Source organism: Patulibacter ginsengiterrae (assembly GCF_056269115.1).
This window is the reverse complement of the sequence record NZ_JBWDOG010000029.1, coordinates 1-25,863: the sequence shown is the minus strand read 5'-3', so window position 1 is coordinate 25,863 and position 25,863 is coordinate 1. Positions and strand designations below refer to the sequence as shown.

General features: G+C 73.8%; 12 protein-coding genes. 2 read left to right on the top strand and 10 right to left on the bottom strand.

Going from position 1 to position 25,863, the window contains the following annotated elements:
• Nucleotides 1-13: 13 nt before the first annotated feature.
• From ACVUH9_RS21630 to gltB, 6 genes are all read right to left on the bottom strand, one after another.
• The gene (locus ACVUH9_RS21630) at nucleotides 14-1,000 is read right to left on the bottom strand and encodes an RNA polymerase sigma factor (protein WP_475760816.1); all 987 of its coding nucleotides are present in this window, start codon (nucleotides 998-1,000) and stop codon (nucleotides 14-16) included.
• Nucleotides 1,001-1,405: 405 nt separating this feature from the next.
• Nucleotides 1,406-3,367 (bottom strand): FG-GAP-like repeat-containing protein, encoded by a 1,962-nt coding sequence (locus tag ACVUH9_RS21625; RefSeq protein ID WP_475760815.1) that lies wholly within the window; start codon nucleotides 3,365-3,367, stop codon nucleotides 1,406-1,408.
• A gap of 127 nt (nucleotides 3,368-3,494) precedes the next feature.
• Complete coding sequence (locus tag ACVUH9_RS21620; protein WP_475760813.1) at nucleotides 3,495-4,640, bottom strand: hypothetical protein; 1,146 nt, start codon at nucleotides 4,638-4,640, stop codon at nucleotides 3,495-3,497.
• A gap of 63 nt (nucleotides 4,641-4,703) precedes the next feature.
• Nucleotides 4,704-5,348 (bottom strand): TetR/AcrR family transcriptional regulator, encoded by a 645-nt coding sequence (locus ACVUH9_RS21615; RefSeq protein WP_475760811.1) that lies wholly within the window; start codon nucleotides 5,346-5,348, stop codon nucleotides 4,704-4,706.
• Between the two features lie 86 nt (nucleotides 5,349-5,434).
• Complete coding sequence (locus ACVUH9_RS21610; RefSeq protein WP_475760809.1) at nucleotides 5,435-6,919, bottom strand: glutamate synthase subunit beta; 1,485 nt, start codon at nucleotides 6,917-6,919, stop codon at nucleotides 5,435-5,437.
• Nucleotides 6,920-11,551 (bottom strand): glutamate synthase large subunit, encoded by a 4,632-nt coding sequence (gene gltB / locus ACVUH9_RS21605; RefSeq protein WP_475760807.1) that lies wholly within the window; start codon nucleotides 11,549-11,551, stop codon nucleotides 6,920-6,922. It abuts the gene before it with no gap.
• A 184-nt stretch (nucleotides 11,552-11,735) separates the two neighbouring features.
• Between gltB and ACVUH9_RS21600 the strand changes: the two genes are divergently transcribed.
• Nucleotides 11,736-12,713 (top strand): YihY/virulence factor BrkB family protein, encoded by a 978-nt coding sequence (locus ACVUH9_RS21600; RefSeq protein WP_475760805.1) that lies wholly within the window; start codon nucleotides 11,736-11,738, stop codon nucleotides 12,711-12,713.
• A gap of 47 nt (nucleotides 12,714-12,760) precedes the next feature.
• On the opposite strand, the gene ACVUH9_RS21595 is transcribed toward ACVUH9_RS21600, so the two are convergent.
• From ACVUH9_RS21595 to ACVUH9_RS21580, 4 genes are all read right to left on the bottom strand, one after another.
• Nucleotides 12,761-16,651 (bottom strand): UvrD-helicase domain-containing protein, encoded by a 3,891-nt coding sequence (locus tag ACVUH9_RS21595; protein ID WP_475760803.1) that lies wholly within the window; start codon nucleotides 16,649-16,651, stop codon nucleotides 12,761-12,763.
• The gene (locus ACVUH9_RS21590) at nucleotides 16,648-19,797 is read right to left on the bottom strand and encodes a PD-(D/E)XK nuclease family protein (RefSeq protein WP_475760801.1); all 3,150 of its coding nucleotides are present in this window, start codon (nucleotides 19,795-19,797) and stop codon (nucleotides 16,648-16,650) included. The genes ACVUH9_RS21595 and ACVUH9_RS21590 overlap by 4 nt, the downstream gene beginning before the upstream one ends.
• Nucleotides 19,798-19,884: 87 nt before the next feature.
• Nucleotides 19,885-22,209 (bottom strand): type IA DNA topoisomerase, encoded by a 2,325-nt coding sequence (locus ACVUH9_RS21585; RefSeq protein WP_475760799.1) that lies wholly within the window; start codon nucleotides 22,207-22,209, stop codon nucleotides 19,885-19,887.
• Between the two features lie 93 nt (nucleotides 22,210-22,302).
• The gene (locus ACVUH9_RS21580; protein WP_475760797.1) at nucleotides 22,303-23,481 is read right to left on the bottom strand and encodes a MarP family serine protease; all 1,179 of its coding nucleotides are present in this window, start codon (nucleotides 23,479-23,481) and stop codon (nucleotides 22,303-22,305) included.
• Between the two features lie 137 nt (nucleotides 23,482-23,618).
• Here ACVUH9_RS21580 and ACVUH9_RS21575 point away from each other — a divergent pair, with 137 nt between their 5' ends.
• Nucleotides 23,619-25,460 carry a penicillin-binding transpeptidase domain-containing protein gene (locus tag ACVUH9_RS21575; RefSeq protein WP_475760795.1) on the top strand — a complete coding sequence of 614 codons (1,842 nt, stop codon included), beginning with the start codon at nucleotides 23,619-23,621 and terminating at the stop codon, nucleotides 25,458-25,460.
• Nucleotides 25,461-25,863: the final 403 nt, after the last annotated feature.

Genomic DNA, 25,863 nt, shown 5'->3' with positions numbered 1-25,863 from the left:
TCCACGCCCTCCGTCAGGCCGAGGACGACGGGCACTGCCACCTCCCCCACGACGAGCTGGTTCGCCGGACCGTGCGGCTGCTGCTCGGCCGGGCTCCGGGACGGGCCAGCACCACGCCCGCCGGCAACGCACCGCCCGGCGACGGCGTCAGCGCCGCGCGCGCCACGACGGCGGCCTCCCGCGAGGGCGCGGTCGGGGGTTCCTCCCCCGCGCCACCGACGACGGCCCCTGCCCCGAGCGCGATCGCGGCGAGGCCGGTGGCGGCGAGCAGGCCTGCCTCGCTCGTGGCGCCGCCGGCAGGAAGGACCAGGGCGACGAGCTCGGCCGTCCGGGTCCGGGCCGGAGGCGTCGCGCTCGTCGTCCGTTCCAGCCGGAGGAGCACGGGCAGCACGAACGGTGGCAGCAGGCTCCAGGCCCCGCCCCGGGCCCGACGCAGCCGCGCCCGGCAGCTGCCGCACCGCCGCAGGTGCGGGCGCAGGGCCAGCAGGTCCTCCGGCGACGCCTGCCGGCTGGCGAGCCGGGTGATCCGCGGTGCGGCGGCGGCACAGCCCTCGCCGGCCACGATCCCCTCGACGCCGCGACGGAGGTTGGCGCGGCCCTCCGTCAGCAACCGGTTGACCTTGGTTCTCGACCAGTCCTGCTCGCTGGCGATCTCGGCGTAGCTGCGGCCTTCGGCCTGAAGCAGCAGCGCCTGCCGCTCGTGCGGCTTGAGCCCGGCCAGCGCCTCGCGCGCCAACGCCATCCGGTCATCCTGCGTCGCCAGCTCCTCCGGCCCGTCGGCGGTGTGGACGAGGCGCGCGTCGTCGTCCTCGATCCAGGTCGTCCGCCCCCGACGCTCCCGCAGGCGTAGGGCCTCGTTGCGGGCGACCGTCGCCAGCCAGCCGGTGACCGTCGCCGGATCGATCGTCCCGCGGTGGCCGAGGAACCGCTCGGCCGCGGCCTGGACCGCGTCGTGGGCGTCGTCCTCGCACCACGACACCCGGCGTGCGCTGCGGAGCATCACGGCGGCGTTGTCGGCCAGCGTCCGCTCGGGGTCGAGCGCGCGTCGCCCCGGCCGAGACCGTTCCCGGCCGGATCCCGGCAACGGCCGCGGTCGTGGTCGCCTCCGGCGCCGGCCGCGCTCCGCCCCCGGTTCAGGGGCCGCTGGTCGCGGATCGGCGTTCGGTTCCGCGGGCGACGACGGGTCAGGCGCGGACGGCGGCGTTGGGAACGGATCGAGCGACACGGGACCAACCAGGACGGGACAGGACGGGACAGGCGGTACCGAAGTGACCCGCCGGGCGACAGCATCTCACCCCCCGAACTCGACGTAAACGCCGTCCACCACTGGCTATACGTACCGTCTCAGTCGAACCGATCCAGGACCGTCCGCGGCGCGCCGACCCTCCGGTCGGCGCGCCCTCGGCTACCGCCCCGGGGCCTTCGCCACCGTCAGCCGGGCGGTTGCCGTCTTCTTCTGGCCATCGGTCGCGGTGTAGACGAGCTGCAGCGCGTAGCTCCCCCGCGCGAGCTTCGGCAGCTTCAGCGACGCGGCACCGACCCCGCGAGCGGTCAGGCGCTTGGTCGCGACCGTCTTGCGGCCACGCTTGACCGTCAGGACCGCCGTCCCGGGCAGGGTCGCGCCGAACGCCACCCGCACCCGCGTCTTCGCCGTCCCCCGCAAGCGTGCCTCGGCGAGCACCACCGTCAGCGCGGCACGACCGCTTGCCCCGCCCGGCCCCTGGGGCCCGAGCGGGCCAGCCGGACCCTGCGGGCCGCTCGGGCCCGCCGCACCGGCCGGCCCGGCAGCGCCGTTCGTGCCATCGCTCCCGTCGCCGCCGTTCGTCCCGTTGGTGCCGTTCGTCCCGGCGGGCCCCTGCGGACCGACCGGCCCCATCGGCCCACCCGGTCCCTCAGGACCGGTCGGACCGGCCGGCAAGGCGGTCCCGGTGCCCGTCAGCGCCACCGACAGCGGTCCGCCGTCGCTGGCCACGGTCAGCGTCGCCGTGCGGGCCGCCTCGACCGAGGGCACGAAGCGGACGCTGATCCGGCAGCTGCCCGCCGCCGGCACCGGCGTCGTGCAGTCGTTGGCGCCGACCAGGAAGTCGTCGCCGTCCGTCCCGGACAGCCGCACGGCGCCGACGTGCAGCGGGGCGGAGCCGGTGTTCTGGACCGTGACCGAGAGCGGCGCGCCGATCGTGTTGCGCGGCTGGTCCGGGAAGGCCAGCGTGGTCGTCCCGGTCGCGGCCACCGGCACGCTCGTGTTGCGGACGATCGAGACCCGGCTGCTCTGGTCACCAACGACGATGTCGAGCTTGCCGTCGCCGTCGAAGTCGGCGGTCGCCAGCGCGTGCGGGTAGTAGTCGTCGGGGCCGAGGCTCACGGTCTCGGGCGGGGCGAAGGCCCCACCGCCGAGGCCGCGCTGGAAGCTGTAGGTCCCGTCGCCGTAGTTGGCCGTGGTCACGTCCGGCTTGCCGTCACCGTCGATGTCGGCCGTGCTCAGCGCGTAGGGCTCGCCCCCCGACGGGACCGTGGCGCCCGGCGCGAAGACGCCGTCGGTCTGCATGATCGGCGCCAGTACGTCGTCCCAGCGGCTCGTCGCGAGCACATCGTCCTTGCCGTCGCCGTCGAGATCGACGACCGAGATCGCCTGCGGGGAGTACAGCTCGAAGCTCCCCGCCGCGGCGAACGTCCCGCCACCGGCATCGCGCAGGAGATCGATCTTGCCGAGCCAGCCGTCGACGAGCGCCAGATCGTGACCGCCGTCGCCGTCGAAGTCACCGACGGCCATCGCCGACACCATCGTGTCGTCCCCAAGCGGCAACACGGGTCCGTCGGTGAAGGTGCCATCCCCATCGCCGAACAGGACGTGCAACTGGTTGCCGCCCTCCGCCGCGGTGATCAGGTCGAGCCGCTCGTCGCCGTTGAGGTCGGCGACGGCCATCGCGAAGACCCCGTCGACTCCCGGCACGGTGGTCGCCGGAGCGAAGCCCCCAGCGCCGTCGCCCAGGCTCAGCAGCGCACCGCTCCAGAACACCGAAGCGGTGGCAACGTCAGCGTTGCCGTCACCGTTGAAGTCACCGCTGACGACCGACGACTCGGCGCCGCCAGCAGACACCACAGGCGGCCGCAGGCTGCCGTTCCCGCGCGACGTCAGCACGCTGAGCGAGCCGAGCTCGCCCGACATGGGGCTCATGCCCGGCGCGAGGACGTCGGGGCGTCCGTCGCCGTCGAAGTCGTCGACGGCCATCGACCAGATCTCGCCGCCGTTGGTCGCGTAGGTGACCGGGTCGGCGAAGGTCACGGCTGCCTGGGCCGAGGAGGCACCGACGAGGGCACAGGCGGCGACGACGGAGGCCGCGAGCACGCCTGAGGGGGAACGGAACATCGAGGAGGTCCTTTCGGAAGCCGCGCAGACCAAACCAGCGGCAGTTACCGAACAGCGTACGGGATGACGTCCCGCGCCAGACCTCCTCTGGACGAACGGCGCGCGCCGCTCGTCGTCCTGCCGGTCCTCAGTCGGTGGCCGAGGACTCGTCGGCCGTTGCCGCGGCCGCCGAGCCGACAGTGGCGCCGTCGTTCGAGGCCGGCGCGCCCTCGTCGTCGTCCGACGACTCGTCCTCGTCGTCGCCGGGCAGATCGAGCTTGTTCGCCAGCATCTGGACCTCGGCCGGATCCGGATCGACCGGAACGCCACCGACGAGGTAGCCGAGCGGCGCGGTCGGGCTCGGGCGGAGCTCCCAGTTGCCCAGGGCGAGGTCGAAGGCCGCCACGGGCACCCCGAGCGCCCGCGCGAAGGCACCGAAGCGGCGCTGCAACAACACCGCGTCGCCGGTCAGGAACGCCCGCTTGGCCGCGATCGAGACCGAGTCGCGGCCCATGTCGAGGAGCAGTGACCACGGCGCCACGTCGAGCAGGCCGAAGACGCCGAGGGTCACGACGAACTCGTAGCGTGCCGGACGGGTCAGGCCCGGAAGCGCGAGCGCCCGGTAGGCGGCGTCGAAGCGGCGAGCGGCGTCGGTGCCCGAGCCGCCGAGCCCCGCCAGCTGACCGCCGACCCGGGCCGCCCACTCGCGGTAGCCGGCCAGGGTGGCCGTCCCGCGGTCGTGGGTGTGCGCCCCGCGCGGACCGACGCTGGCGCTCTCGAGCGCGGCCGCGTCCGGCAGCGGGTCGTCCCAGCGGACCAGCAAGCGGTCGATCTCGGCGAACGGCTCGTCGCCCTCCAGCGGCCCGTAGTAGGCGATCTGGAACAGCAGCCAGGTCGCCTCCTCGCGGTCCGCGGCGTCGCCGGCCGCGAGCGCCTTGACCGTCGCGTACGGGCCGGGCGGGTCGCTCTCCAACCGCTGCAGCCGGGCGTGGGCCCGGGCGACCTGGGTCAGCAGGTCCTCGACCTCGCGGCTGGAGCGGATCCCCGGCAGCAGCTCGTGCGACCAGCCGTCCTTGGCGTGGCGGGTCATCTTCTTGACGCGGACCCCGGCGGAGGAGCCGGCGCGGCGGGAGCCGGCGGCGCTCGATGCGGCCGAACGCGAGGCGGCACGTGAGCTGGTCGTGCGGGTCGGAACGGTGATCCGTCCGGCGTTCGCCGTGCCCTCCTCCTTCTTGCGCTTGGCAGCCCGACAGATGACACATCGATCTTCACGGCGACCATGGCGACAGAACACAGGTCCATTGTAGGTGACCAGGGCCCCCGCCCGTGCTCCCCGACCGGCGCGCCCGCGGGCGGGTCAGGCGTCGGGACGCCGCCCGAGGATTCCGTCGACCAGCAGCGCCCGCAGAACGGCGATCGCGGGCTCGGGATCGTCGCCGCCACGCTCGGCGAAGCGCATCGCGATCTCCATCCCCGCCCCGATCACCCCGGCCGAGAGCAGCTCGGTGTCGATCCCGCTGACCCCGGTCTCGGCGAGCAGCCGGTCGAGGTCCGCCCGGAGGCTGTCGATGATCACCGCGAGCAGGTCGGAAGCGGCGTACGAGCGGACGGTCCCGGCGTTCCGGCGGAACATCGCCAGCAGGTCGGGCCGCTCCATCAGCAGCCGGAAGTAGGCCGCCGTCCCGAGCTCGACCGCCTCCCGCGGGGTCGTCGCCGCGGCCCGTGCGACCGCCATCCGCTCGCCCGCCTCGCGCACGTGCTCGCCGAACAGCTCGACGAGGATCGCGTCCTTGTCGGCGTAGTAGTTGTAGAAGGTGCCGGAGGCGAGAGTCGTCCGCCGGACGATGTCGCGGACCGTGGTCGCCCCGAAGCCGAGCTCCGTGAAGGCGTCGATCGCGGCGGCCCGGATCTCTTCGCGGTTGGCCGCCTTGGTCCGCTCCCGCTTCCCGGTAGGACGGGGCTCGGCGGGGCTCGGCGGGGTGCTGGCGGGGGCGTCGTGCATCAACGGATCGCCCTCACGCTAGCAGTGGCACGGGCCGGTACCGGTGCTCCGCGCGGCCACCTTGGCCCCGCGGAGCACGGCCACGGTCAGATCCCGGAGAGCGCTGCCGGGCGAGCCCGGCGCCCGGCCTGCTCGGCCAGGTAGCGATCGGCGATCCGGGCGCACTGGCGGCCCTCGTTGATCGCCCACACGATCAGCGACTGACCGCGACGGCAGTCGCCGGCCGCGAAGACACCGTCGACGGAGGTCGCGTAGGCGCCCGCCTTGATGTTGCCGCGGGCGTCCTTCTCGAGCCCGAAGGCGTCGAGCAGCTGCTGCTCCGGATGCAGGAAGCCCATCGCCAGCAGCACCAGCTCGGCCGGCTGCTCGCGCTCGCTGCCGGCGACGGCCGCGAACGGCGGAGCCGGTTCGGCCTGGCCGTAGCGGAGGGTCGCGACCCGGCCCTGCTCGTCGGCGCCGAGGCCGAGCGTGGCGACGGAGAAGTTCTGGATCCCCTTGCCGATCGCGCGGGCCTCCTCCATCGCGTAGCTGAGGCGGAACTTCGCCGGCCACAGCGGCCACGGGGTGCGGTCGTCGGGACGGGTCGCGGGCGGCTCCGGCAGCAGCTCGATCTGGACGACCGAGGCCGCCTCCTCGCGGATCGACTGCGCCACGCAGTCGGCGCCGGTGTCACCGCCGCCGATCACGACGACGTGCTTGCCGCGGGCGCTGATCCCGGCCGGGGCCGGGGCCGGGACCTGCGGGTCGACACCCTGCTCGGCCTGGGCCCAGCGGGTCCGCTCGTAGAGGTACTCCATCGCGAAGTGGACGCCGCCGAGCTCGCGCCCGTCGACCGGCAGGTCCCGCGGGACCCGCGAGCCGATCGCCAGCACGACCGCGTCGAACTCCTCGCGCAGCTCCTCGACGGTGACGTCGTTGCCGACGTCGACGCCGCAGCGCAGCTCGACGCCCTCGGCGACCAGCTGCTGGACGCGGCGCTCGACCACGTGCTTCTCGATCTTGAAGTCCGGGACCCCGAAGCGGATCAGCCCGCCCGCGGCCTCGTCGCGCTCGAACAGGGTCACGCCGTGACCGGCCCGGCGCAGCTGCTGGGCGGCGGCAAGACCGGCCGGCCCGGCGCCGACGACCGCGACACGCTGACCCGACTCGGCGGCCGGCGGCTCCGCCGTGACCCAGCCCTCGGCCCAGGCGCGGTCGATGATCGTGTTCTCGATCTGCTTGATCGTGACCGCGTCACCCTCGTTGATCTCCAGCACGCACGACGCCTCGCAGGGAGCGGGGCAGACGCGGCCGGTGAACTCCGGGAAGTTGTTGGTCGCGTGGAGCTGATCGATCGCCTCGCGCCACCGGCCCGTGTAGACCAGGTCGTTCCAGTCGGGGATCAGGTTGCCCAGCGGGCAGCCGTTGTGACAGAACGGCACACCGCAGGACATGCAGCGCGCGCCCTGCTGCTGGATCTCCTCGACCGGGCGATCCGCGATGAACTCGGTGTAGCGACCGACGCGCTCCGCCGGGTCGTCCCACTTGACCGGGGACCGGTTGATCTTGAGGAAACCGCCGAGCTCGCCCATCTAGATCTTCTCCTCGTCGGTGCCGAGCGGAGCCCCGACGGCCTCCGTGGTCTCGTTCGTCGCGGCGCGTGCGCCGACGGCCGCCTCCTCCGCGGCCAGCTGGGCCAGGACCCGCTTGTAGTCCGCCGGGTAGACCTTCACGAACCGCTGGTACAGGTGCTCCCAGTCGCCCAGGACGCGGGTGGCGACACCCGAGCCGGTCCGCTCGCCGTGCTCGGCGATCAGGTCGCGGAGCTCGATCAGGTCGGCCTCGTCGGGATCCTCGAGCTGGTCGAGCATCGTCGGGTTGACGTTCTCGCGGAAGCTGCCGTGCTCGTCGAGCACGAAGGCGAACCCGCCCGACATCCCGGCCGCGAAGTTGCGGCCGACCGGGCCGAGGATCACCACGCGACCCCCGGTCATGTACTCGCAGCCGTGGTCGCCGACGCCCTCGACGACCGCGCTGGCCCCCGAGTTGCGGACGGCGAACCGCTCGCCAGCCCGGCCGCGGAAGAACGCCCGGCCCTTGGTCGCTCCGTAGAGGACCGTGTTGCCGACGATCTGCTGCTCCTCGGGGACGAACGTCACCTCGGACGGCGGGCGGACCGACAGCACGCCGCCGGAGAGGCCCTTGCCCGTGTAGTCGTTGGCGTCGCCGATCAGCTCGAAGTCGACGCCCGGCGCGAGCCAGCCGCCGAAGCTCTGCCCGGCCGAGCCGGTGAAGGTGATCTTCAGCGTGCCCTCAGTCAGGCCGGCCGCGCCCTGACGCTGCGCGATCTCCGAGCTGAGGATGCCGCCGACGCAGCGGTCGATGTTGCGGACCCGCGCGCTCAGCTCGGTCGGCTCGCCGCGATCGATCGCGGCCTCCGCCTGCGGCAGCAGCTTCCAGTCGAGGTGGTCGTCGAGGTGCCCGTCGATCTGCGGCGAGATGCCGTAGAGCGTCGCGCCCTCGGAGATCTCCGGCCGGTGGAACAGCTGCCCCAGGTCGACCCCGCGCGCCTTCCAGTGATCGATCGCGTCGTTGGTCTCCAGCAGCTCGATCCGGCCGACCAGGTCGTCGAACCGACGCACCCCGAGCTGGGCCATGATCTCGCGGATCTCCTCCGCGACGAGCAGGAAGTAGTTGACGACGTGCTCCGGGGTGCCCTTGAAGCGCTTGCGCAGCTCCGGGTCCTGGGTCGCGATCCCGACCGGGCAGGTGTTGAGGTGGCAGGCGCGCATCATGATGCAGCCCGTCGCGATCAACGGCGCGGTCGAGAAGCCGAACTCGTCGGCCCCGAGCAGGGCCGCGATCACCACGTCGCGACCGGTCTTCAGCTGACCGTCGGTCTGCACGCGGACCCGCGAGCGCAGGTCGTTGAGCAGCAGCGTCTGCTGGGTCTCGGCGAGGCCGATCTCCCAGGGGACGCCGGCAGAGACGATCGACGACAGCGGCGAAGCGCCGGTGCCGCCGTCGTGCCCGGCGATCACGATGTGGTCGGCGCCGGCCTTGGCGACGCCGGAGGCGATCGTGCCGACCCCGACCTCGGCAACCAGCTTGACCGAGACCGACGCAACGGGGTTCCCGCAGCGGAGGTCGTAGATCAGCTGCTTGAGGTCCTCGATCGAGTAGATGTCGTGGTGCGGCGGCGGCGAGATCAGGCCGACGCCCGGCGTCGTGTGCCGGACCGAGCCGATGTACTTGTCGACCTTGTGGCCGGGCAGCTGGCCGCCCTCGCCGGGCTTCGCGCCCTGCGCCATCTTGATCTGGAGCTGGTCGGCGTTGGCCAGGTAGTGCGCCGTGACGCCGAAGCGGCCCGACGCGACCTGCTTGATCGCCGAGCGCTTGCGGTCGCCGTTGGCCTCGGGCGTGAACCGCCGCGGGTCCTCGCCGCCCTCACCGGTGTTCGACTTGCCGCCGAGCCGGTTCATCGCGATCGCGAGGTTCTCGTGGGCCTCGGTCGAGATCGAGCCGAGCGACATCGCGCCGGTCACGAACCGCTTGACGATCTCGCTGGCGGGATCGACCTCCTCCAGGGGGACCGCGGTCACGCCGTCGGTGTTGAAGCTCATCAGCCCGCGGAGCGTCGCCTTGCGGGTCGCGTCCTGGTCCGACGTCGACGAGAACTCGCGGAACTTGGCCCGCGAGTCGTCCTCGTCAAGCTTGCCGGCCCCGCGGGCCGGGTCGTGGGTCCCGACCGCGTGCTGGAGCAGCGAGATCGTGTTCGGGTTCCACATGTGGTGCTCGCCGTCGCGGCGCCACGAGTAGATGCCGCCGACCGGCAGCAGCTGCTCCAGGCGCGAGCCGACGCCCGACGCGTCGTCGACGATCCAGGCGCGGGCGTGACGGTCGATCGTCTCGCCGGCGAGCAGGTCGAGGCTGATGCCGCCGATCCGCGACGCCGTGCCCGAGAAGTAGCGGTCGACGACCGACGACGCGAGCCCGACGGCCTCGAAGATCTGGGCGCCGGAGTACGACGCGATCGTCGAGATCCCCATCTTGGAGATCGCCTTCAGGAGGCCCTTGCCGATCGCCTTGACGACGTTCTTCTGGGCGGTCTCGGCGTCGTCGACGCCCGGGATCCGGCCCTCGGCGACCAGCTGGTCGACCGTGTCGAACATCAGGTACGGGTTGATCGCCGCGGCGCCGTAGCCGAGCAGCGTCGCGACGTGATGGACCTCGCGCGGCTCGGCCGACTCGACGACGAGCCCCGCCTCGAGCCGGACGCCCTCGCGCACCAGGTGGTGGTGGACGGCGGCGACGGCCAGCAGCGCCGGGATCGCGACCCGCTCGGGGCTGGTCGCGCGGTCCGACAGGACCAGGATGTTGCGGCCGGCGCGGATCGCGTCGTAGGCCTCGTCGCAGACGTTGGCCAACCGGCTCTTGATGCCGTCGGGCCCGTCGGCGACCGGCCAGGTGATGTCGATCGTGTGCGCGCCGAAGATCCCCTGGTCGACCTGCCGGAGCGTCTCCAGCTCGTCGTTGCGCAGGATCGGCTGCTTGAGGACGAGGTGATGCGCGTGCTCGGGGGTCTCCTCGAGCAGGTTGCGCTGGCCGCCGATCGAGGTCGACAGCGACATCACGATGTCCTCGCGGATCGGGTCGATCGGCGGGTTCGTGACCTGGGCGAACAGCTGCTTGAAGTAGCTGTAGAGCGACGGACGCTGGTCGGACAGGACCGCGAGCGCGGCATCGTTGCCCATCGAGCCCAGCGGCTCCTGGCCGCCGGAGGCCATCGGCGTCAGCAGGACGCGCTCGTCCTCCTGGGTGTAGCCGAAGGCCTGCTGCAGCTGGCGCAGGTGCGCGCCCGACTCGTGGACCGCCTTGCGGGGCTCGAGGTCGGCGAAGTGCACGACCTGCTCGCGATGCCAGGCCTCGTAGGGACGCTGGGTCGCGACCTGCCGCTTGACCTCGTCGTCGGAGACGATCCGGTGCTTCTCGAGGTCGACGAGGAACAGCTTGCCCGGGGCGAGCCGGCCGAGCCGCTCGATGTTGCTCGGCTCGATGTCGAGCATCCCGGTCTCGGACCCGAGGATGATCCAGCCGTCCTTGGTCTCGACCCAGCGGCCGGGCCGCAGCCCGTTGCGGTCGAGGGTCGCGCCGACGATCCGGCCGTCGGTGAAGAGCACCGCCGCCGGGCCGTCCCACGGCTCCATCAGCATCGAGTGGTAGGCGTAGAAGCCGGCCAGCTCGGGCGAGAGGTCCTGACGGCCCTCGTAGGCCTCGGGGACCATCATCATCACCGCGTGCGGCAGCGAGCGGCCCGCGAGCATCAGCAGCTCGAGGACGTTGTCGAAGGTCGCGGAGTCGGAGCCGCCGGGGCGGACGACCGGCTTGATCTTGCCGATGTCGCCGCCGAACAGGTGCGAGGACAGCTGCGACTCGCGCGCCCGCATCCAGTTGATGTTGCCCATCAGCGTGTTGATCTCGCCGTTGTGGGCGATCACGCGGTTCGGATGGGCGCGGTCCCAGCTCGGGAACGTGTTCGTCGAGAAGCGCGAGTGGACCAGCGCGATCGCCGACGTGAACCGCTCGTCCTGGAGGTCGGGGTAGAAGGCCGGCACCTGCGCCGACAGCAGCATCCCCTTGTAGACCAGCGTCCGCGACGAGAACGACGACGCGTAGAACTCCGGGGTCGCCAGCTCGCAGATCCGGCGGATGACGTAGAGCTTGCGCTCGAACGCCTCCTGGTCGTGGTCGAAGCCGGGGCCGGCCTCGATGAAGAGCTGCCGGACGCAGGGGCGCGCCTCGTTGGCGGTGACGCCGATCTCGTCCGGGCGGACGGGCACGTCGCGCCAGCCGAGGACCCGCTGACCCTCGACGCGCACGTTGCGCTCGAGCATCTCCTCGACCTTCTGGCGCTGGACCTCGTCCTGCGGCAGGAAGCACATGCCGATCCCGTACTGCCCGGGCTCGGGCAGCTCGAAGTCGACGACCGCGCGCAGGAACGTGTGCGGGATCTGCACCAGGATCCCGGCGCCGTCGCCCGTACGGGCGTCGGCGCCGGCGGCGCCACGGTGGTCGAGGTTCTCGAGCGCAGTGAGCGCACGGACTATCGTCTCGTGGCTCGGATCATTATCGAGGCGGGCCACCATCGCCACGCCGCACGCGTCGTGCTCGTAGCGTGGGTCGTAGAGGCCAGCAGCCTCGGGAAGGCGAGAGAATCGGGTCATAGGTAGGAAGGCGCTCTGGAGGATGGGACCAGAACGCACCCGGGCGGGCGACGGAGCAGCCCGGGAAATCCGAAATTCTACACCGCTATAGCCCGAGGCTCTACCCCGACGTCGCACATCGCGCCCCAAAAGGCCCTACCAGGTTCCCACCATGTGGTTCTGGCGCCGGTACCGTGGCCCGATCATGTCCTCGGCCCCGGACGATCTCCGTCCACCCCGTCACCACCCCCTCCGCGACGAGCGTCTGGGCCTCCGCGCGTGGCGTGGCGTCGCGCTGCGGGCGTTCCGCGCCTTCCGCGAGCAGGGGATGACCGACTGGGCCGCGACCCTCGCCTACTACGCGATCCTGGCGATGGTCCCGATCCTGCTGGTCGCCGTCTCGCTGCTGACGTTGGTCGGCGCGAGCTCGCTGCCGGAGACGATCGCCAACGAGTTCGCGTCGCTGGTCCAGGACAAGACCAGCGGGACGACCGCCAGCGACAGCGCCGAGGCGGTCCAGGAGCTCGTCCAGACCGCGCTCGACCAGGCCCGCGGCGGCGCGAGCGTGGCCCTGGTGGTCGCGCTCGTCCTGGCCATGAACGGCGCCTCGGGCGCGTTCGCCGCCGCCGGCCGTGCCCTCAACCGCGTCCACCACGTCCAGGAGTCCCGCAACTTCGTCCGCCACAAGCTGGCCGACGTCGCCACGGCGGGCCTGGTGATCGTGTTGCTGGCGCTCGCCGCGATCCTGTTCGTGCTCGGCGGCGACTTCGCCGACAGCGTCTTCTCCTGGCTCGGGCTCTCGACCGACGCCCCCGCGATCTGGGGCGTCCTCCGGTTCCCCGTCGGGGTCTCGATCCTGCTGGTCGTGATCGGCATCATCTACAGCCGCTCGCCCGATTTCGACAACCGCCGGATCCGGCTGCTCACGGCCGGCAGCATCACCGCGCTCGCCGCCTGGGTGCTCGCCTCGTTCGGCTTCCTGGTCTACGTCGAGGTGGCCGGGTTCGGCAGCGCCTACGGGGCGCTCGGCGGCGCGATCGTGCTGCTCTTCTGGCTCTGGCTGTCGGCGGCGACGTTCCTGTTCGGGGCCCAGGTCGACGCCGAGATCCGCCGGACGCGGCTGCTCCGCAACGACGGCCCGCCACCGATCGGGCTCTACCTGCCGTCGGACGACGGCGGCTGAGCGGCCGCCGCTCGCCGTTCCCGACGCCTCGTGGCCGGCGCCGGCCGCTAGCGGCGCGGAACGACCCGTCCGGCCCGGTCGATCGCGTCGAGCACCGTGCTCCGCAGCCGCTCGAGGTCAGCGTCGGTGAAGCGGTAGGCGACCGGCTCGTCGGTCGCGTCGGCGACCACGAAGACGACCTCGACCTCGCGCGCGCCGCCGAGCAGCGCCGCCAGCGCGTAGACGTCCCGTTGGAGACCGTAGGCCCGCTCGACCAGCTCGCCGGCCGTCCGCCCGTCGAGCCGGTTGGTCTTCCAGTCCGCGATCACGACCCGGCCGTCCGGCTCGTCGATCCAGAGGTCGATCACGCCCTGGAGCAGCGGCCGGCCCTCCCCCGGATCGAACAGGAACGGCCGCTCGAGGTGCCGCCGGTCGACGGGTGCGGCCAGCGCGCGGCGGGCGACCGCCGACTCCTCCAGGCGGCGCACGACCTCACCGATCGCGGCGGCCGCCTCGGCGTCGACGGCGGGAGGATCGGGCAGCTCGTCGGCGAGCACCGCCTCGACCGCGGCGGCCCCGATCGGGGTGCCGGCAGCCGGTGCACGACCCGCGAGCCGCCGCTCCAGCAGCCCGTGGACGACGGTCCCGCGGTCGCGGCCCGTCAGCTGCCCTGCGTTCGGCTCCGCACCCGGGACGGAGACGGTGCTCGGAGCGGCCTCCTCCGGGGTCCCGTCGCGTTCGGCCGCGATCCGCTCGCGGACGACGTCGGCCTCGTCGAGCTCGAGCCCCAGCCGGCGGGCCAGACCGCTGTAGCTCACCGGACTGACCAGCGGCAGCTCCGGCGACTCCCCGTCCTCGTCGTCGAACGGCTCGTCGTCCGGCCCGCCGTCGTCCGGGGCCGGGACCGACGGAGCCGGGGCGGCCGCGCGGGACGCCGCCGGCACGACCTCCGGGGCGATCACCAGCGTCGGATCGCGCACGATGATCCGGACCGGGGCCGGCCGCCCGGTCGCCCCGGTCGGATCGGTCACCTCGACCTCGGTCTCCTCGCCGACCCGCGGCCAGCGCTCGTAGGGCGTGACCAGCGGCAGCAGCCAGTGCAACGGCGGGGTCGTCGGCTTCTCGTCGTGTCCCGAGCCGGGCTCGACCGGGATCGCGGTCTTCGGGTTCAGGAGGCCGGTCGGGGCCTTCTCGGCGCCACTGCCGGTGACCTCGACCGGCCAGGTGCCCGAGAGGATCAGCCGCTGCTTGGCGCGGGTCATCGCCACGTGCAGCAGCCGCCGCTCCTCCTCCGCCTGGGCCCGACCGGCCTCGTGGTGGAGGGCCGGGTAGTCCCAGAGGTCGACCTTGCTGCCGCCGACCCGCAGGCGCAGGCCGACCCGCTGGCCGGCCGGATCGGGGTCGACCAGGATCCCCGGGCGACGCGCGGTCACCTTGGCGCCGAGGTCGCAGCAGATCACGACCGGCCACTCCAGGCCCTTGGAGCGGTGGATCGTCGTGATCCGGACGGCGTCCCCGTCGGTCAGGACCGGGGCGTCAGGCCCGCCGCGGTCGCTGACGATCCGGCGCAGCAGCCCGTCGAGGTCGTCTCCCGCCTCCTCCTGGGTCTCGGCCCATTCGACCATCGCCTCGACCAGCGCCCACCGCCGCGGCCCGCCGGGCCGCGCCAGGATCGACGCGCGGTAGCCGTCGTTCGCCCGCAGGTCGGCCAGCAGCGCGGCCGGTCCGACCCGCCGAGCCAGCCCGCGGTGACGCAGCAGCGCGGCGGTCTGCAGCTCGAGGTCCTCCAGCGCGCTCTCCGGCATCGGGAACGACGGCCGGTGGCCGGGATCGCCGAGCCGCTGGAGCGTGTCCCAGAGCGCCGGCTCCAGCTCCCGCTGCTCGCGGGCGCGCTCGATCTCGGCCCGGTGCTCGGCGGCCAGCGGGACCAGCGCGTCGGCGTCGACGCCGGCCGTCGGCAGCCGCAGGGCGCCGAGCAGCGCGACGTCGTCGCGGGGGTTGGCGACCGCCCGCAGCCAGGCCTCCAGCTCGCGTCCCTCGAGCGTCTCCAGCAGCGGCGCCGCGACCACCGGCACCGCGTCGATCCCCCGCTCCAGCAGCGCCCGCTCGAGGCTCGCGACCGGAGCCTTGCGCCGCAGCAGCAGCGCGATCTCGCGGGCGGGCCGACCGGCCGTGACCATCTCGGCGACGAGCTGGGCGACGTGCTCGGCCTCGGTCGCGTCTGCCCCCTCCTCGCCCTCGTCCGGCTCGTCCTCCGACGGGCGCCCCGCGGCCACCGGCCCCTTCGCCAGGACGTGGATCTCGACCGCCGGTCCCGTGCGCTGGTCGTCGGGCGTCCGCCCGTGCCCACCGACCAACGGCTGGTAGCCCTCGTGCGAGGCGGCCCCGATCCGGTTGGCGACCGCGAGCACGTCGGAGGGGCAGCGGAACGTCTCGTCCAGCTCGAGCCGGCCACCGCCCTCGCTCGCCCGCCGTGCTGCGCTGTCGAAGCCGGCGACGGTCGCGTGACGGAAGCCGTAGATCGCCTGCAGCCGATCGCCGACCTGGAACCGGCCCTCGGGCGACGAGAGCAGCGAGACGACCTCCAGCTGCACGGGGTTGGTGTCCTGGTACTCGTCGACCAGCACCTGCCGGAACCGCCGCCGCAGCCGCTCGCCGATGTCCGGGCGGCGGCGGAGCAGGTCGAGCAGGGCCAGCAGCAGGTCGTCGAAGTCGAGCACCGCCCGCTCGCGCTTCAGCCGCCGGTAGCCGCGCGCCGTGGCCACCAGCAGCGCCTCGCGCAGCCGTAGCTCGCGGGTGCCGAGCGGCGCCATCTCGACCGCCAGGGCCGTCTCGGTCGCCGCCGTGATCGCTTCGCGCAGGGCCCCGACCGCGGGCCCCTTGCCGACCTTCGGCGCGCGGGTCGGCATCCCCCACGCGCCGATCGTCGCGCTTGCGGGGAGCAGCGGATCGTCCGGCGTTCCCGTCTGCTCGGCGATCGCCGTCGCGGCCGCGACGACCAGGTCGAGCGCGCGTTGCCCGGCCTCGGAGGGCTTACCGGCCGCGAAGGTCTCCTCGGCCTCGTGGACCGCCGCGCGGGCGGTCTCGCGCAGTGCCCGCACCGTCGCCCGCACGCGGTCCCCGTCGGCCGGCGGCAGCGGCAGCGCCGGACCGTCGCCGTCGGCGGGGTCCCGGCCCTGGGTCCGGCGCAGACCAAGCAGCCCGATCGTGTCGGCCCGCAGCGCGTCGATCCCGAACGACGCCGCCAGCTCGAGCGCGGCCTCGCCGTCGGCGGGCAGCTCGCCGGGGGCCTCCGCGGCCAGCGCGCCGCCGCGGGCGCGGTCCGGGTCGACCAGCCAGCGACGAAGCGCCAGGTCGAAGGCCTCGTCCCGCAGCTCGTTGGCACGACTCTCGTCGGCGACCTGGGCGTCGGGGTCGAGCCCCGCCGCGAGCGCGTAGCGTCGCAGCAGCCGCTGAGCGAGCCCGTGGAAGGTCCCGATCCAGGAGTCCTCCAGCCGCCACCGCTCGGGCAGGTCGGTGCGTCCCCCGAGCAGTGCCTCGAGCCGATGGCGGACCCGCTCCCGCATCTCCGCGGCGGCCTTGTCGGTGAAGGTGATCGCCAGGATCGAGCCGGTGTCGAGCGTGTCGTCGCCCTCCAGCAGCCGCAGATAGCGCTCGACCAGCACGCTGGTCTTGCCGGCCCCGGCCCCGGCGGAGACGAGCGTCTCGCCACGGCGCTCGATCGCCTCGGCCTGGCGGGCGGAGAAGACCGCCCCGCCGCCGTCGGCCGTGGGCAGCTCGCGACGGAGCGCGCCGTCGTGGGCGAACAGCAACGCGCGATCGATCGGCGACGGGACGCCCCCGAGCGGCGTGACCGGGAACCGGTCCCCGGCGTCGAACGGGTCGCCCGGGAGACCGTCGATCGTGGTCTCGAAGCCCGGGTCGCCCTCGAAGCCGCCGTCGTCGTGGTGGTCGCTCACGGCAGCAGCCTCGCGATCGCGGGGTGGTCGCATTCCTGGGCGTCACCGTGGACCGACGCGCCCGGCAGCGGCGTGATCGTGCCCGACCGCAGCGAGGCGACGGCGGCGACGGCCTGGGCGTGGACCGCGGCGATGATCGCCGCCAGCTCGTCGACGTCCTCCGGCCCCTTGGCGCGGCCGTCGAGCAGCCCACCGAGCTCGACCCCGGCGGGTCGCCGCGCCCCGGGGTCGATCCCCGACAACGGCGCGGCCGGCTGGTACAGCGCGTAGGCCGGGAGACCGTCGTCGGCTGCGGTCGTCGCGGCGTAGAGGTAGAGGGCCACCTGCAACGTCGCGGTCGCCTCCCAGCGGCCGTAGCCGATCGCGCCGCCCGCCCCGAGCTTGTAGTCGACGACGCCCGTGGCGACACGGCCGTCGGGCAGCGTCACGGCGTCGACCCGGTCGATCCGGCCGATCGCGAACGCCCCGTCACCGAGGTCGATCGGCCCCAGCTCGTGGCCCTCGCCGAAGCTGACCTCGGTCGCCCGCAGACGCGCCGCCGCGAAGCGCTCGGGCAGGACGGCGAGGACGGCCTCGACCCCGGAAGCGACCCGCCGCAGCAGGACCCGGCCCCGGTGCTCCGGCAACCCCGCGACGGCGACCGGACCGCGGGCCGTGATCGCCCGGGCGGTCGCGGCGGCCAGCAGCGCAGGGTCGAGCTCGCCGTAGCGGCCGCCGTCGCCGGCGACCTCCGCCAGGACCGCGTCGAAGACGTCGTGAACGAGCTGGCCGTGGATCTGCGGCTCGCTGATCGGCCGGTCGTCGGCGGCCGCCGCGAGGTGCTCGACGAGCCAGCAGACCGGGCACCGCGCAAGCCGCTCGACCTCGCGGACGGTGAAGCGGGAGCGTTCGAGCAGGACCCGGCGGACGGTCTCGCGACCGGTCGCATCGAGCGCCGCACCGAACGGCGCCGCCGCCGCCAGCGGCTTGCGGTCCGGCACGCGGACCTCGGACGCGCCGCGGAAGACCTCGCGCGGGCGGGCCGGGGCGAGGGCGGCGTCGACGTCGTCGAGGAACGGGGCCCCCGGCGCGGCCTCCCCCGCCGCGCTGCTGACCGGCCGCGACAGCAGCAGCCGCTCGGTCGGTCGGGCGGCCAGCTCGAGGAACAGGACCCGCTCGGCGGCCAGCCGGTCGACGGGAAGGTCGAGCGTCACCCGACCCGCCACCGCCAGCACCCCGCGGGCGTCGCGGTCGATCAGCGGGTCGATCGGCTCCGGAGCCGGAAAGGCCGTCTCGCGCAGGTCGGCCAGCGCGAGCACCGCGATCTGGCGGCCACGCAGCTCCGACGGCGCGGCGATCTCGACGCGATCCCGTCCCGGAGGGTCGCCGGCCGGTACGGGGAGCTCCCCCAGCTCGGCCGCCAGCTCCGTGGCCTCGGGCAACAGGTGCGCCGGCAGCGCGGCGACCTCGGCGAGGTGCTCGCCGATCCGCCGCGCCGCCCGCCGCTCGCCGTCGCGTGCGGCGGCCCCGGTGCGGGCGGCGAGGCCCTCCGCGAGGAACCGCAACGCGTCGCGCAGCTCGGCGCAGAGACGGCCGGCGTCGAACGGTGGCCCGTCGACGGTCACGCTCTGGAGCAGGCTCAGGCCGTCGAGCAGGATCTCGCTCGCCTCGGCCCGGGCGCGGGCCCCGGCCGCGTCCGTCACCCCCGCGCGACGCAGCTCGATCGCCAGCCGATCGACCGGGTCGATCGTGGTCGCGGCCGCCCCCGAGCGCAGCACGAGCAGGACGTCGTCGGCGCTCGCCGCGTCGATCGCGATCCGGGCCAGCGCCGCCACGGTCCGCCCGATCGCCGTGCGGCGGGCGGGGATCTCCCGCGGGCGGGCGACGGCGATCCCGCGACCGGTCAACTCGCGCTCGATCCGGGCGCCCGCCGGCCCGGCGGCCTCGCGCACGCCGATCGCGACGTCGTGCCACCGCAGGCCGCGCTCGCGCACCACCCGTCGCAGCTCGTCGACCAGCGCCTCGGCCTCGCTGCGGCTGTCGCCGCCCCGGACCAGCACGACGTCGTCGACCACCCGCGGCGTAGCGGGAGCCAACGCGTCGGTGCCGCCTCCGTCCGCCGCTCCGAGCTCGTCGTCGACCGGGAACAGCCGCGGCTCAGCCGGACCGTCCGCGGGCGGTGCGTCCTCCGCGGCCCCGGCCACGCCCTCCGGCAGTCGCGCGCTCGACTCGAACAATCGTCGCTCGAGCCGCCCGCGCCCGCCGCTGATCGTGCCCGGCGCGAGCGCGACCTCGTGGGCGTCGACCCGGACGACGCGCGCGCCCTCCAGCACCGCCGACCCCGTCCGCAGCGGCAGCAAGCCCGTCCGCCCGGGAGCGTCGGCGGGGATCCGCGTGGCGATCGCGCGCAGCTCGTCCACGACCGGCCGGCGCGCGGCGGTCGCGATCCGCCCGTCCTCGAACGGGATCGAGATCACGACGTCGGCGATCCCCGCCAAGGTCCGCAGCAGCGCGAGCTGCGGGAACGTGAGGTCGTCGAAGCCGTAGCAGGCAACCGGTCGTGCGCCCCACAGGCCGCCGTCGGCGGCGAGCGCGCTGCGGACCGTCCGGGCCTGGGCGCCCGGCGTCGGCAGTGGCCGGCCGTGGGCGTCGGTCGTGTCCGCCGCGGACGACGCGACGGCCGCCAGCGTCGTCCGCAGGTCCTCGACCAGCATCCGGTCGACCCCGTGCTCGGCCGGGTCGAGCGTGGCGAGGTCGTCGCAGAGCGCGGCGGCGGTGAACCCCCGCGCCGCCAGCTCCTCCAGCAGCCCGTCGAGCCGGCGCCGGACCCCCGGCCGTTGCGAGGTCCCCCCGAGCGGACGCCCGGCCGCGACCTCGGCCAGCGCCGCCGCGATCAGCCGGTCGCGGTGGATTGCGCCGAGCGTCGGCCGGGCGACCCCTGCCGCCCGGCGGGCGGTGTCGGCCAGGCTGGTGAACGGCCCGACCGTGACCCCGAGGGCGACACCACCGCCGATCCGCAGCAGCTCGCGTCGGTAGCCCTCGGCATCGGGCCCGGTCGGGACGACCAGGAACGGCTGGCGACCGTCCGCCATCCACCGCCGCACCAACCCCAGCACGACGCCCGCCTTGCTGGCATTCGTCGGGCCGGTGACCAGTTGCAACGTCACCGGACGACCGTCTCAACGCGGGCGGACGGCACGCACGGACCGTTGCACCGTGCGCCGCCGCGTTCCCCGGCCTGGTGGCCGCCGGGGTCAGGCCGCGACGTCGGAGTCACTCCCGGTCGTCGCCGCGACCGCGGCGGCCGGCTCGGCCGTCGTGTCGGGCTCGATCGCGGTCTCGTCGGCGGCGGGCGCCTTGAGGCCGTCCTGGGCCCACGGCTCGTCGAACTCGACGCGCCACTTGCCCTCCTCCGTCTGGTGGAGAGCGAGCCGGGCCCGGAAGTTGCGTCCGGCGCGGCTCTTGAACCCGGTGACCTGCTTGGCGGTCCGCCCGGTCTTGATCAGCTCCTTGGCGACGATCGGCGCCAGGGTCTTGCCGGCCTTGTTCTTCCAGATCACGAACCCGCAGCCCGGGTCGTCCTTCGACCAGCAGGAGAAGCCCTTGCGGTTCTCGCTGATGTCGCGGCCGCAGACGGGGCACGGGCCGAGGTTGGCCCGCGGGATCCGGACGTCCTTGAGCGTCTCGTCGAGCCGCTTGACCGTCGTCTCGGCGAACTTGGCGATCCCGGCCATGAACGACTTGCGGGTCACCTCGCCGGACTCGATCTGGGCGAGCTTGTGCTCCCACTCGCCGGTCAGCGACGGCGACGTCAGCTCGTGCCCGTTGAGCAGCCGGATGACGTTCAGGCCCTTCTCGGTCACGAGCAGGGCGCGACCGTCGCGCTCCGTGTAGCCGACGTCGATCAGCCGCTCGATGATCGAGGCGCGGGTCGCCGGGGTGCCGATCCCGGCGTCCTTCATCGCCTCGCGGGCCTCGTCGTCGTCGACCAGCTGGCCGGCGGTCTCCATCGCGCCGAGCAGCGAGGCGTCGGAGTAGCGCCGCGGCGGCTTGGTGACCTTCTCGTCGCCGGAGATCTCGAGGGTCTTGACGTCCTCGCCCTGCTCGACCTTGGGCAGCTGCTGGTCGCGACCGTCCTCCTCGTCGCCCTCGCCCTCCTCGAGCTCGCCGTAGACGCCGCGCCAGCCCGGGACGAGCAGCACGCGGCCGCGGGTCCGGAAGACGTGCGGCCCGGCACCGGGCTTGTCCTGACCGTCGAACGCGGTCGCGACCGTGGTCTCGATCCGGGTGTTCTCGAACTCGGCGTCGGGGTGGAAGACGGCGAGGAACCGGCGGACGACCATGTCGTAGATCCGACGGTCGTCGCTGCTCATCTTGTCCAACACGTGCGGCGCGTTGGTCGGGATGATCGCGTGGTGGTCGGCGACCTTCTCGTTGTTGACGACGCGGCCGAGCGGCAGGCTGTCGAGCCCGGTCACGTAGCGGGCGGCCGCCTGGTACTCGGCGCGGCTCCCGACCTGCTGGGCCGTCGGCTTGATCTCGGGGATCATGTCCGTGGTCAGGTACCGCGAGCTGGTTCGCGGGTAGGTCAGCGCCTTGTGCTCCTCATAGCAGCGCTGCGCGGCGGCCAGCGTGCGGCGGGCGGTGAAGCCGAACCGGCTGCCGGCGTCGCGCTGGAGCGACGTCAGGTCGTAGAGCATCGGTGCGCGCTCCTTGCGGCGCACCTTGTCCAGCTTGGTGATCGTGCCCGGGCGATCGACGACCGCCGCGACGATCGCGTCGGCCTCCTCGGCCGTCTTCAGCCGCGGGGTGTTGCCCTGCTGGAGTCGGCCCCAGTAGGTCCGGGCCTTGCCGGCGGCCTCGCCCGGCCCGGCGTCGAACTTCGCGTCGACCAGCCAGTACGGCTCGGGGACGAAGGCACGGATCTCCTCCTCGCGGCGGGCGAGGATCGCCAGGGTCGGCGTCTGCACGCGGCCGAGCGAGACCGCCCCGTCGAAGCTCGAGCGCAGGCGGATCGTCGCCGCGCGGGTCGCGTTCATCCCGACCAGCCAGTCGGCCTCGGAGCGCGACTGTGCGGCCTCCCCGAGCAGGACCAGCTCGTCGGGCGAGCGCAGCTCCTCGAGCGCCCGTCGCATCGCGGCCTCGGTCATCGACGAGAGCCAGAGGCGGCGGACCGGCTGCTTGCCGTCGCCGGCCTCGAAGACCCAGCGGAAGATCAGCTCGCCCTCGCGCCCGGCATCGCAGGCGTTGATGACCTGGCTGACGTCCTCCCGCTTGAGCAGGTTGCGGATGACGTCCATCTGCTTCTTGGAGCTGTCGTCGCGGACGACGAGCTTGAACTCCTCCGGCACGATCGGCAGGTCGTCCATGCGCCAGCGCTTGAACTTCTTGTCGTACATGTCGGGCTCGGCGAGCTGGACCAGGTGGCCGATCGCCCACGTGATCACGTGGTCGGGCCCCTCCATCCACCGCGCGCTGCGCTCGCCGGTCGGCTTTCCGACCTGGAACGACCCAGGCAGCACCTTCGCGAGGTCGCGACCGACGGACGGCTTCTCGGCGATAACGAGTGTCTTCCCCACGCGGCGGAGCGTAGCGGTACGCCGGAGGGATCTCCGTCACCCTCCGTTCCAACTTCGTGCCAAGTCGGTGACGGAAGCGCCCGAAGCGCGCTGTCAGTGGCTGCAGACCCCGCCCGCGACCCGCTGATTCGGGTCGACCTCGGGCAGCGCGCGGGCGATCACGTCGTTGGGGACCGCGTAGCCGCTGTGCTTGCCCGCCCGCGTCGACGACGCGAAGACGGTCCCGACCACCCGCCCGCGGCGGTCGACCAGCGGGCCACCGCTGTTGCCCTGCTCCACGAAGCCCCGGAACGGCAGCACCCGGCGCCGGACCGGGCCGACCCCGTAGGAGTTCTCGCCGGTCACGGTCTGGGCCTCGCCGATCCGTGCCGCGCGGGCCTTGAACGGTCCGGCCAGCGGGTAGCCCAGGATCGCCGCCGAGGTTCCCGAGCTCGTTCGCTCGGCGATCCGCAACGGGGTCGCCTGAAGGCCCGGCACGGCCAGGATCGCGATGTCCTGGGTCTCGTCGACGAAGACCGGATAGGCCTCGAGCCGCTGCCCCGTCGCCTCGGGCGTGACGGTGGTGTCGCTCTCGCCCGCGATCACGTGCTGGTTGGTGACCACGTAGCCGCGGGCGACGATCCAGCCGGTCCCGACGACGCCGACGCCGCAGGCCGAGCCCTCGACCCTGACCACGCCGCTGCGGCCGGCCCGGGCGCCGGGCACGCGCACGATCGACGGATCCGGCGCGTCGACCTCCGCCCGCGGGCCGCTGAACCCCGGCAGCGGATCGAACCGGGCCAGCAGCGACAGCACGTCGTCGGCCGGCGGCAGCGTCCGCCGCAGCTCCCGGAGGACCTTCGAGTGCCGGACCTCGGCCCGCCAGCTGCCGGGCATGCCGGGGCTCTGGAGCAGGACGGCCGCGACCAGCCAGGCCGCGGCGATCACCAACGCCGCCGTGAAGACCGCGCCGAGCGCCGCGTCGAGCATCCCGCCCGCTCGCCGCAACCCGGTCCCCCCGGGGCGTCGCAGCCGACGGGCGATCCGCGCACCGATCTGCTGCAGGCCGACGCCGAGGATCACCCCGAAGAGCGTCGCCGCGAACAGCGCGGCGACCGGGGCGTTGACGTCGTCCGCCCCCTCGGGCAGGACCAGCGGCCCGACACGAACCCCGAGCAGCGCACCACCGGCGAAACCCGCGAAGCCGAGCGCCGAGGCGAGGAACCCTTGCGTGGTCCCCCCGGCAGCCGCAAGCAGGACCGCCACGAGGAGTGCCCAGTCGAGGCCGGTCATGCGTGCCGGAACGCTACCCGGTCCGCGCCATCGTTTGTCGCGTACGCGAAGGTAGTATGGAAGGTCTCATGCCCGCCTCCGGACGCAAACGTCCTTCGCACCGACGTCCCGGCGGCGGCTCAACGCCGATCCGCCCCGTGGTCATCTCCAAGGCGGGGAGCGGGCGTCGGACGTCCGGCGGAGGCGGCGGCTACAACGGTGGAGGTCGTCGTGGCGGTCGCCGCAGCGGCCCCCTCGGACGTCGCCCGCTGCTGCCGATCGCCGGGCTACTCCTGCTGATCGCGGTCGGCGTCGGGGCGTACCTCGTGCTCGACGCGCGCTCCAGTCGCGCCGCCGAGCAGGACCTCGTCTCGCGCTACGCACGTGCCTGGGCCGCCCAGGACTTCAGCGAGATGTACCGCGACGTCGACGCCGACGCGCAGGGCCGCGTGAGCGAGAAGCGGTTCACGATGCTCAACCGCGAGGCGCTCGACACCGCCACCACCCAGCGCGTCGTGCCGGGCGAGATCACCCGCGTCGACGACGGCTTCCGGCTACCGGTGGCCGTCCACACGCGGCTGTTCGGCAGCCTCCGCGGCACGCTCCCGATCACCCTCGTCGGCGAGGGCGACAAGGCCCGGATCCGCTGGACCCGGAGCATGACCTTCCCCGGCCTGCGCGGCGACGAGACGCTCGCCCGCACCACCGAGCTGCCGCCCCGGGCCACGATCCTCGCCCGCGACGGCACCACGCCGCTGGCCCAGGGCACCGACCGCACCTCGACCGTCCCCAACATCGCCAACGAGGTCGTCGGGGCCGTCGGTCCGGCCAAGCCGGAGGACGCCGCGCTGATGCGGCGGCTCGGCGTGCCGGCCGGCGCCACGGTCGGGATCTCCGGGCTCGAGCGGATCCTCAACCCGCAGCTGATCGGCAAGCCCGGCGGCACGCTCAAGGCCGGCGACCGGATCCTCCGGCGGGTTCCCCCGCGCAAGGCGCCGGCCGTCCGCAGCTCGATCTCGCTCGCCGTCGTCAAGGCGGCGGCCGAGGCCCAGCGCAACGCCCCCGACGCCAGCGGCACGACCGTCATCAACTCGCGTACCGGCGAGGTGCTCGGCTTCCAGGGCAGCGCCTGGACCTCGCTCCAGCCGCCCGGCTCGACGATGAAGATCATCACGGCCGCGGCCGCGCTCGAAGACGGCGTCGCCAAGACGAGCACCGTCTACCCGAAGGAGACGGAAGCCGCCGGCTACGGGATCCAGAACTCGAACGAGGAGCTCTGCGGCGGTACGCTGGTCGAGTCGTTCGCGCACTCCTGCAACTCGGTCTTCGTCCCGATGGGCGCCAAGCTCGGCCCGAAGCGGTTCGTCGAGATGGCCGAGCGGTTCGGCTTCAACCGTCCGCCCGGCGTCCCCGGCGCCAGCATCAGCAGCCTCCCCGAGGCGAGCCAGATGGACACCCGCGAGGCCGCGGAGTCCGCGATCGGCCAGGCCCGCGTGCAGGCCACCAGCCTCCAGATCGCGCTGATCACCGCGACGATCGCCAACGGCGGTCGCGAGCCGGAGCTGACCTTCCTCCAGTCCAGCAAGCCGGCCAAGACCCGCCGGGTCATCAGCCGCACGACCGCGAACGCGATGCGGCAGATGATGGTCGCCGTGGTCAACGAGGGGACCGGCAAGAGCGCCCGCGTGGCGCTCCCGGGGATCACCACCGCCGGCAAGACGGGAACGGCCGAGCTGGCCGCCACCCAGGGCGCCCAGTGCGACCAGCAGGCCCAGGACCAGAGCGCCCCCGACGGGGACACCGAGAGCCCGAAGCCGCCGTCGGCGTGCGGCAACGCGGACGGCAAGTCGACGACCGCCTGGATGTCCGCCTTCGCCCCGGCGACGGCAACGGGCAGCCATGCGCCGATCGCGATCGGCGTCCTGCGGGCCCGCGACTTCCAGGGTGGCGCGACCGCCGCCCCGGTCGCGAGCAAGGTCCTGACCGCCGCCCTGGGCTAGCGGCGGCGGGACGCCGCCGGCCTCCCCACGGCGGGACGCCGCGGGCGTCGCCTCGCGGTTCTCCGTCCGGGGAGCCCGGGGGCCCCCACCGGCCCCGCCCCTGCCGGGGCCGTACGGGACGCCACCGGCCTCCCCACGCCCCTCGCTGGTGCCGAGCCGGGACCGCCGTCGGCTCCGCCCGTGCGCTCGCGGATGAAGGACCGCGGAGGCTCGCCGCCCCCGGGGCGACGTCGCCCGGGTCCACCGCCTCCCCCGGAACGCAAGACGGGGCGCCGTAGCGCCCCGTGAGGTCCTGCTTGCGGATCCGCGCCCGCCCTAGGTGTAGTTCCTAGGGAGGTTGTTCATCCGGGTGCCCTTCGGAGAGGCTGGGAGTTGCGAGACACCTAGCCCTCCAAGAAGGCAC

What these genes read in the sequence shown, in the direction of transcription:
- ACVUH9_RS21630 (WP_475760816.1), bottom strand. Translation starts at nt 1,000, where the DNA reads ATGCTCCGCAGCGCACGCCGGGTGTCGTGGTGCGAGGACGACGCCCAC.
- ACVUH9_RS21625 (WP_475760815.1), bottom strand. Translation starts at nt 3,367, where the DNA reads ATGTTCCGTTCCCCCTCAGGCGTGCTCGCGGCCTCCGTCGTCGCCGCC.
- ACVUH9_RS21615 (WP_475760811.1), bottom strand. Translation starts at nt 5,348, where the DNA reads ATGCACGACGCCCCCGCCAGCACCCCGCCGAGCCCCGCCGAGCCCCGT.
- ACVUH9_RS21610 (WP_475760809.1), bottom strand. Translation starts at nt 6,919, where the DNA reads ATGGGCGAGCTCGGCGGTTTCCTCAAGATCAACCGGTCCCCGGTCAAG.
- gltB (WP_475760807.1), bottom strand. Translation starts at nt 11,551, where the DNA reads ATGACCCGATTCTCTCGCCTTCCCGAGGCTGCTGGCCTCTACGACCCA.
- ACVUH9_RS21600 (WP_475760805.1), top strand. Translation starts at nt 11,736, where the DNA reads ATGTCCTCGGCCCCGGACGATCTCCGTCCACCCCGTCACCACCCCCTC.
- ACVUH9_RS21580 (WP_475760797.1), bottom strand. Translation starts at nt 23,481, where the DNA reads ATGACCGGCCTCGACTGGGCACTCCTCGTGGCGGTCCTGCTTGCGGCT.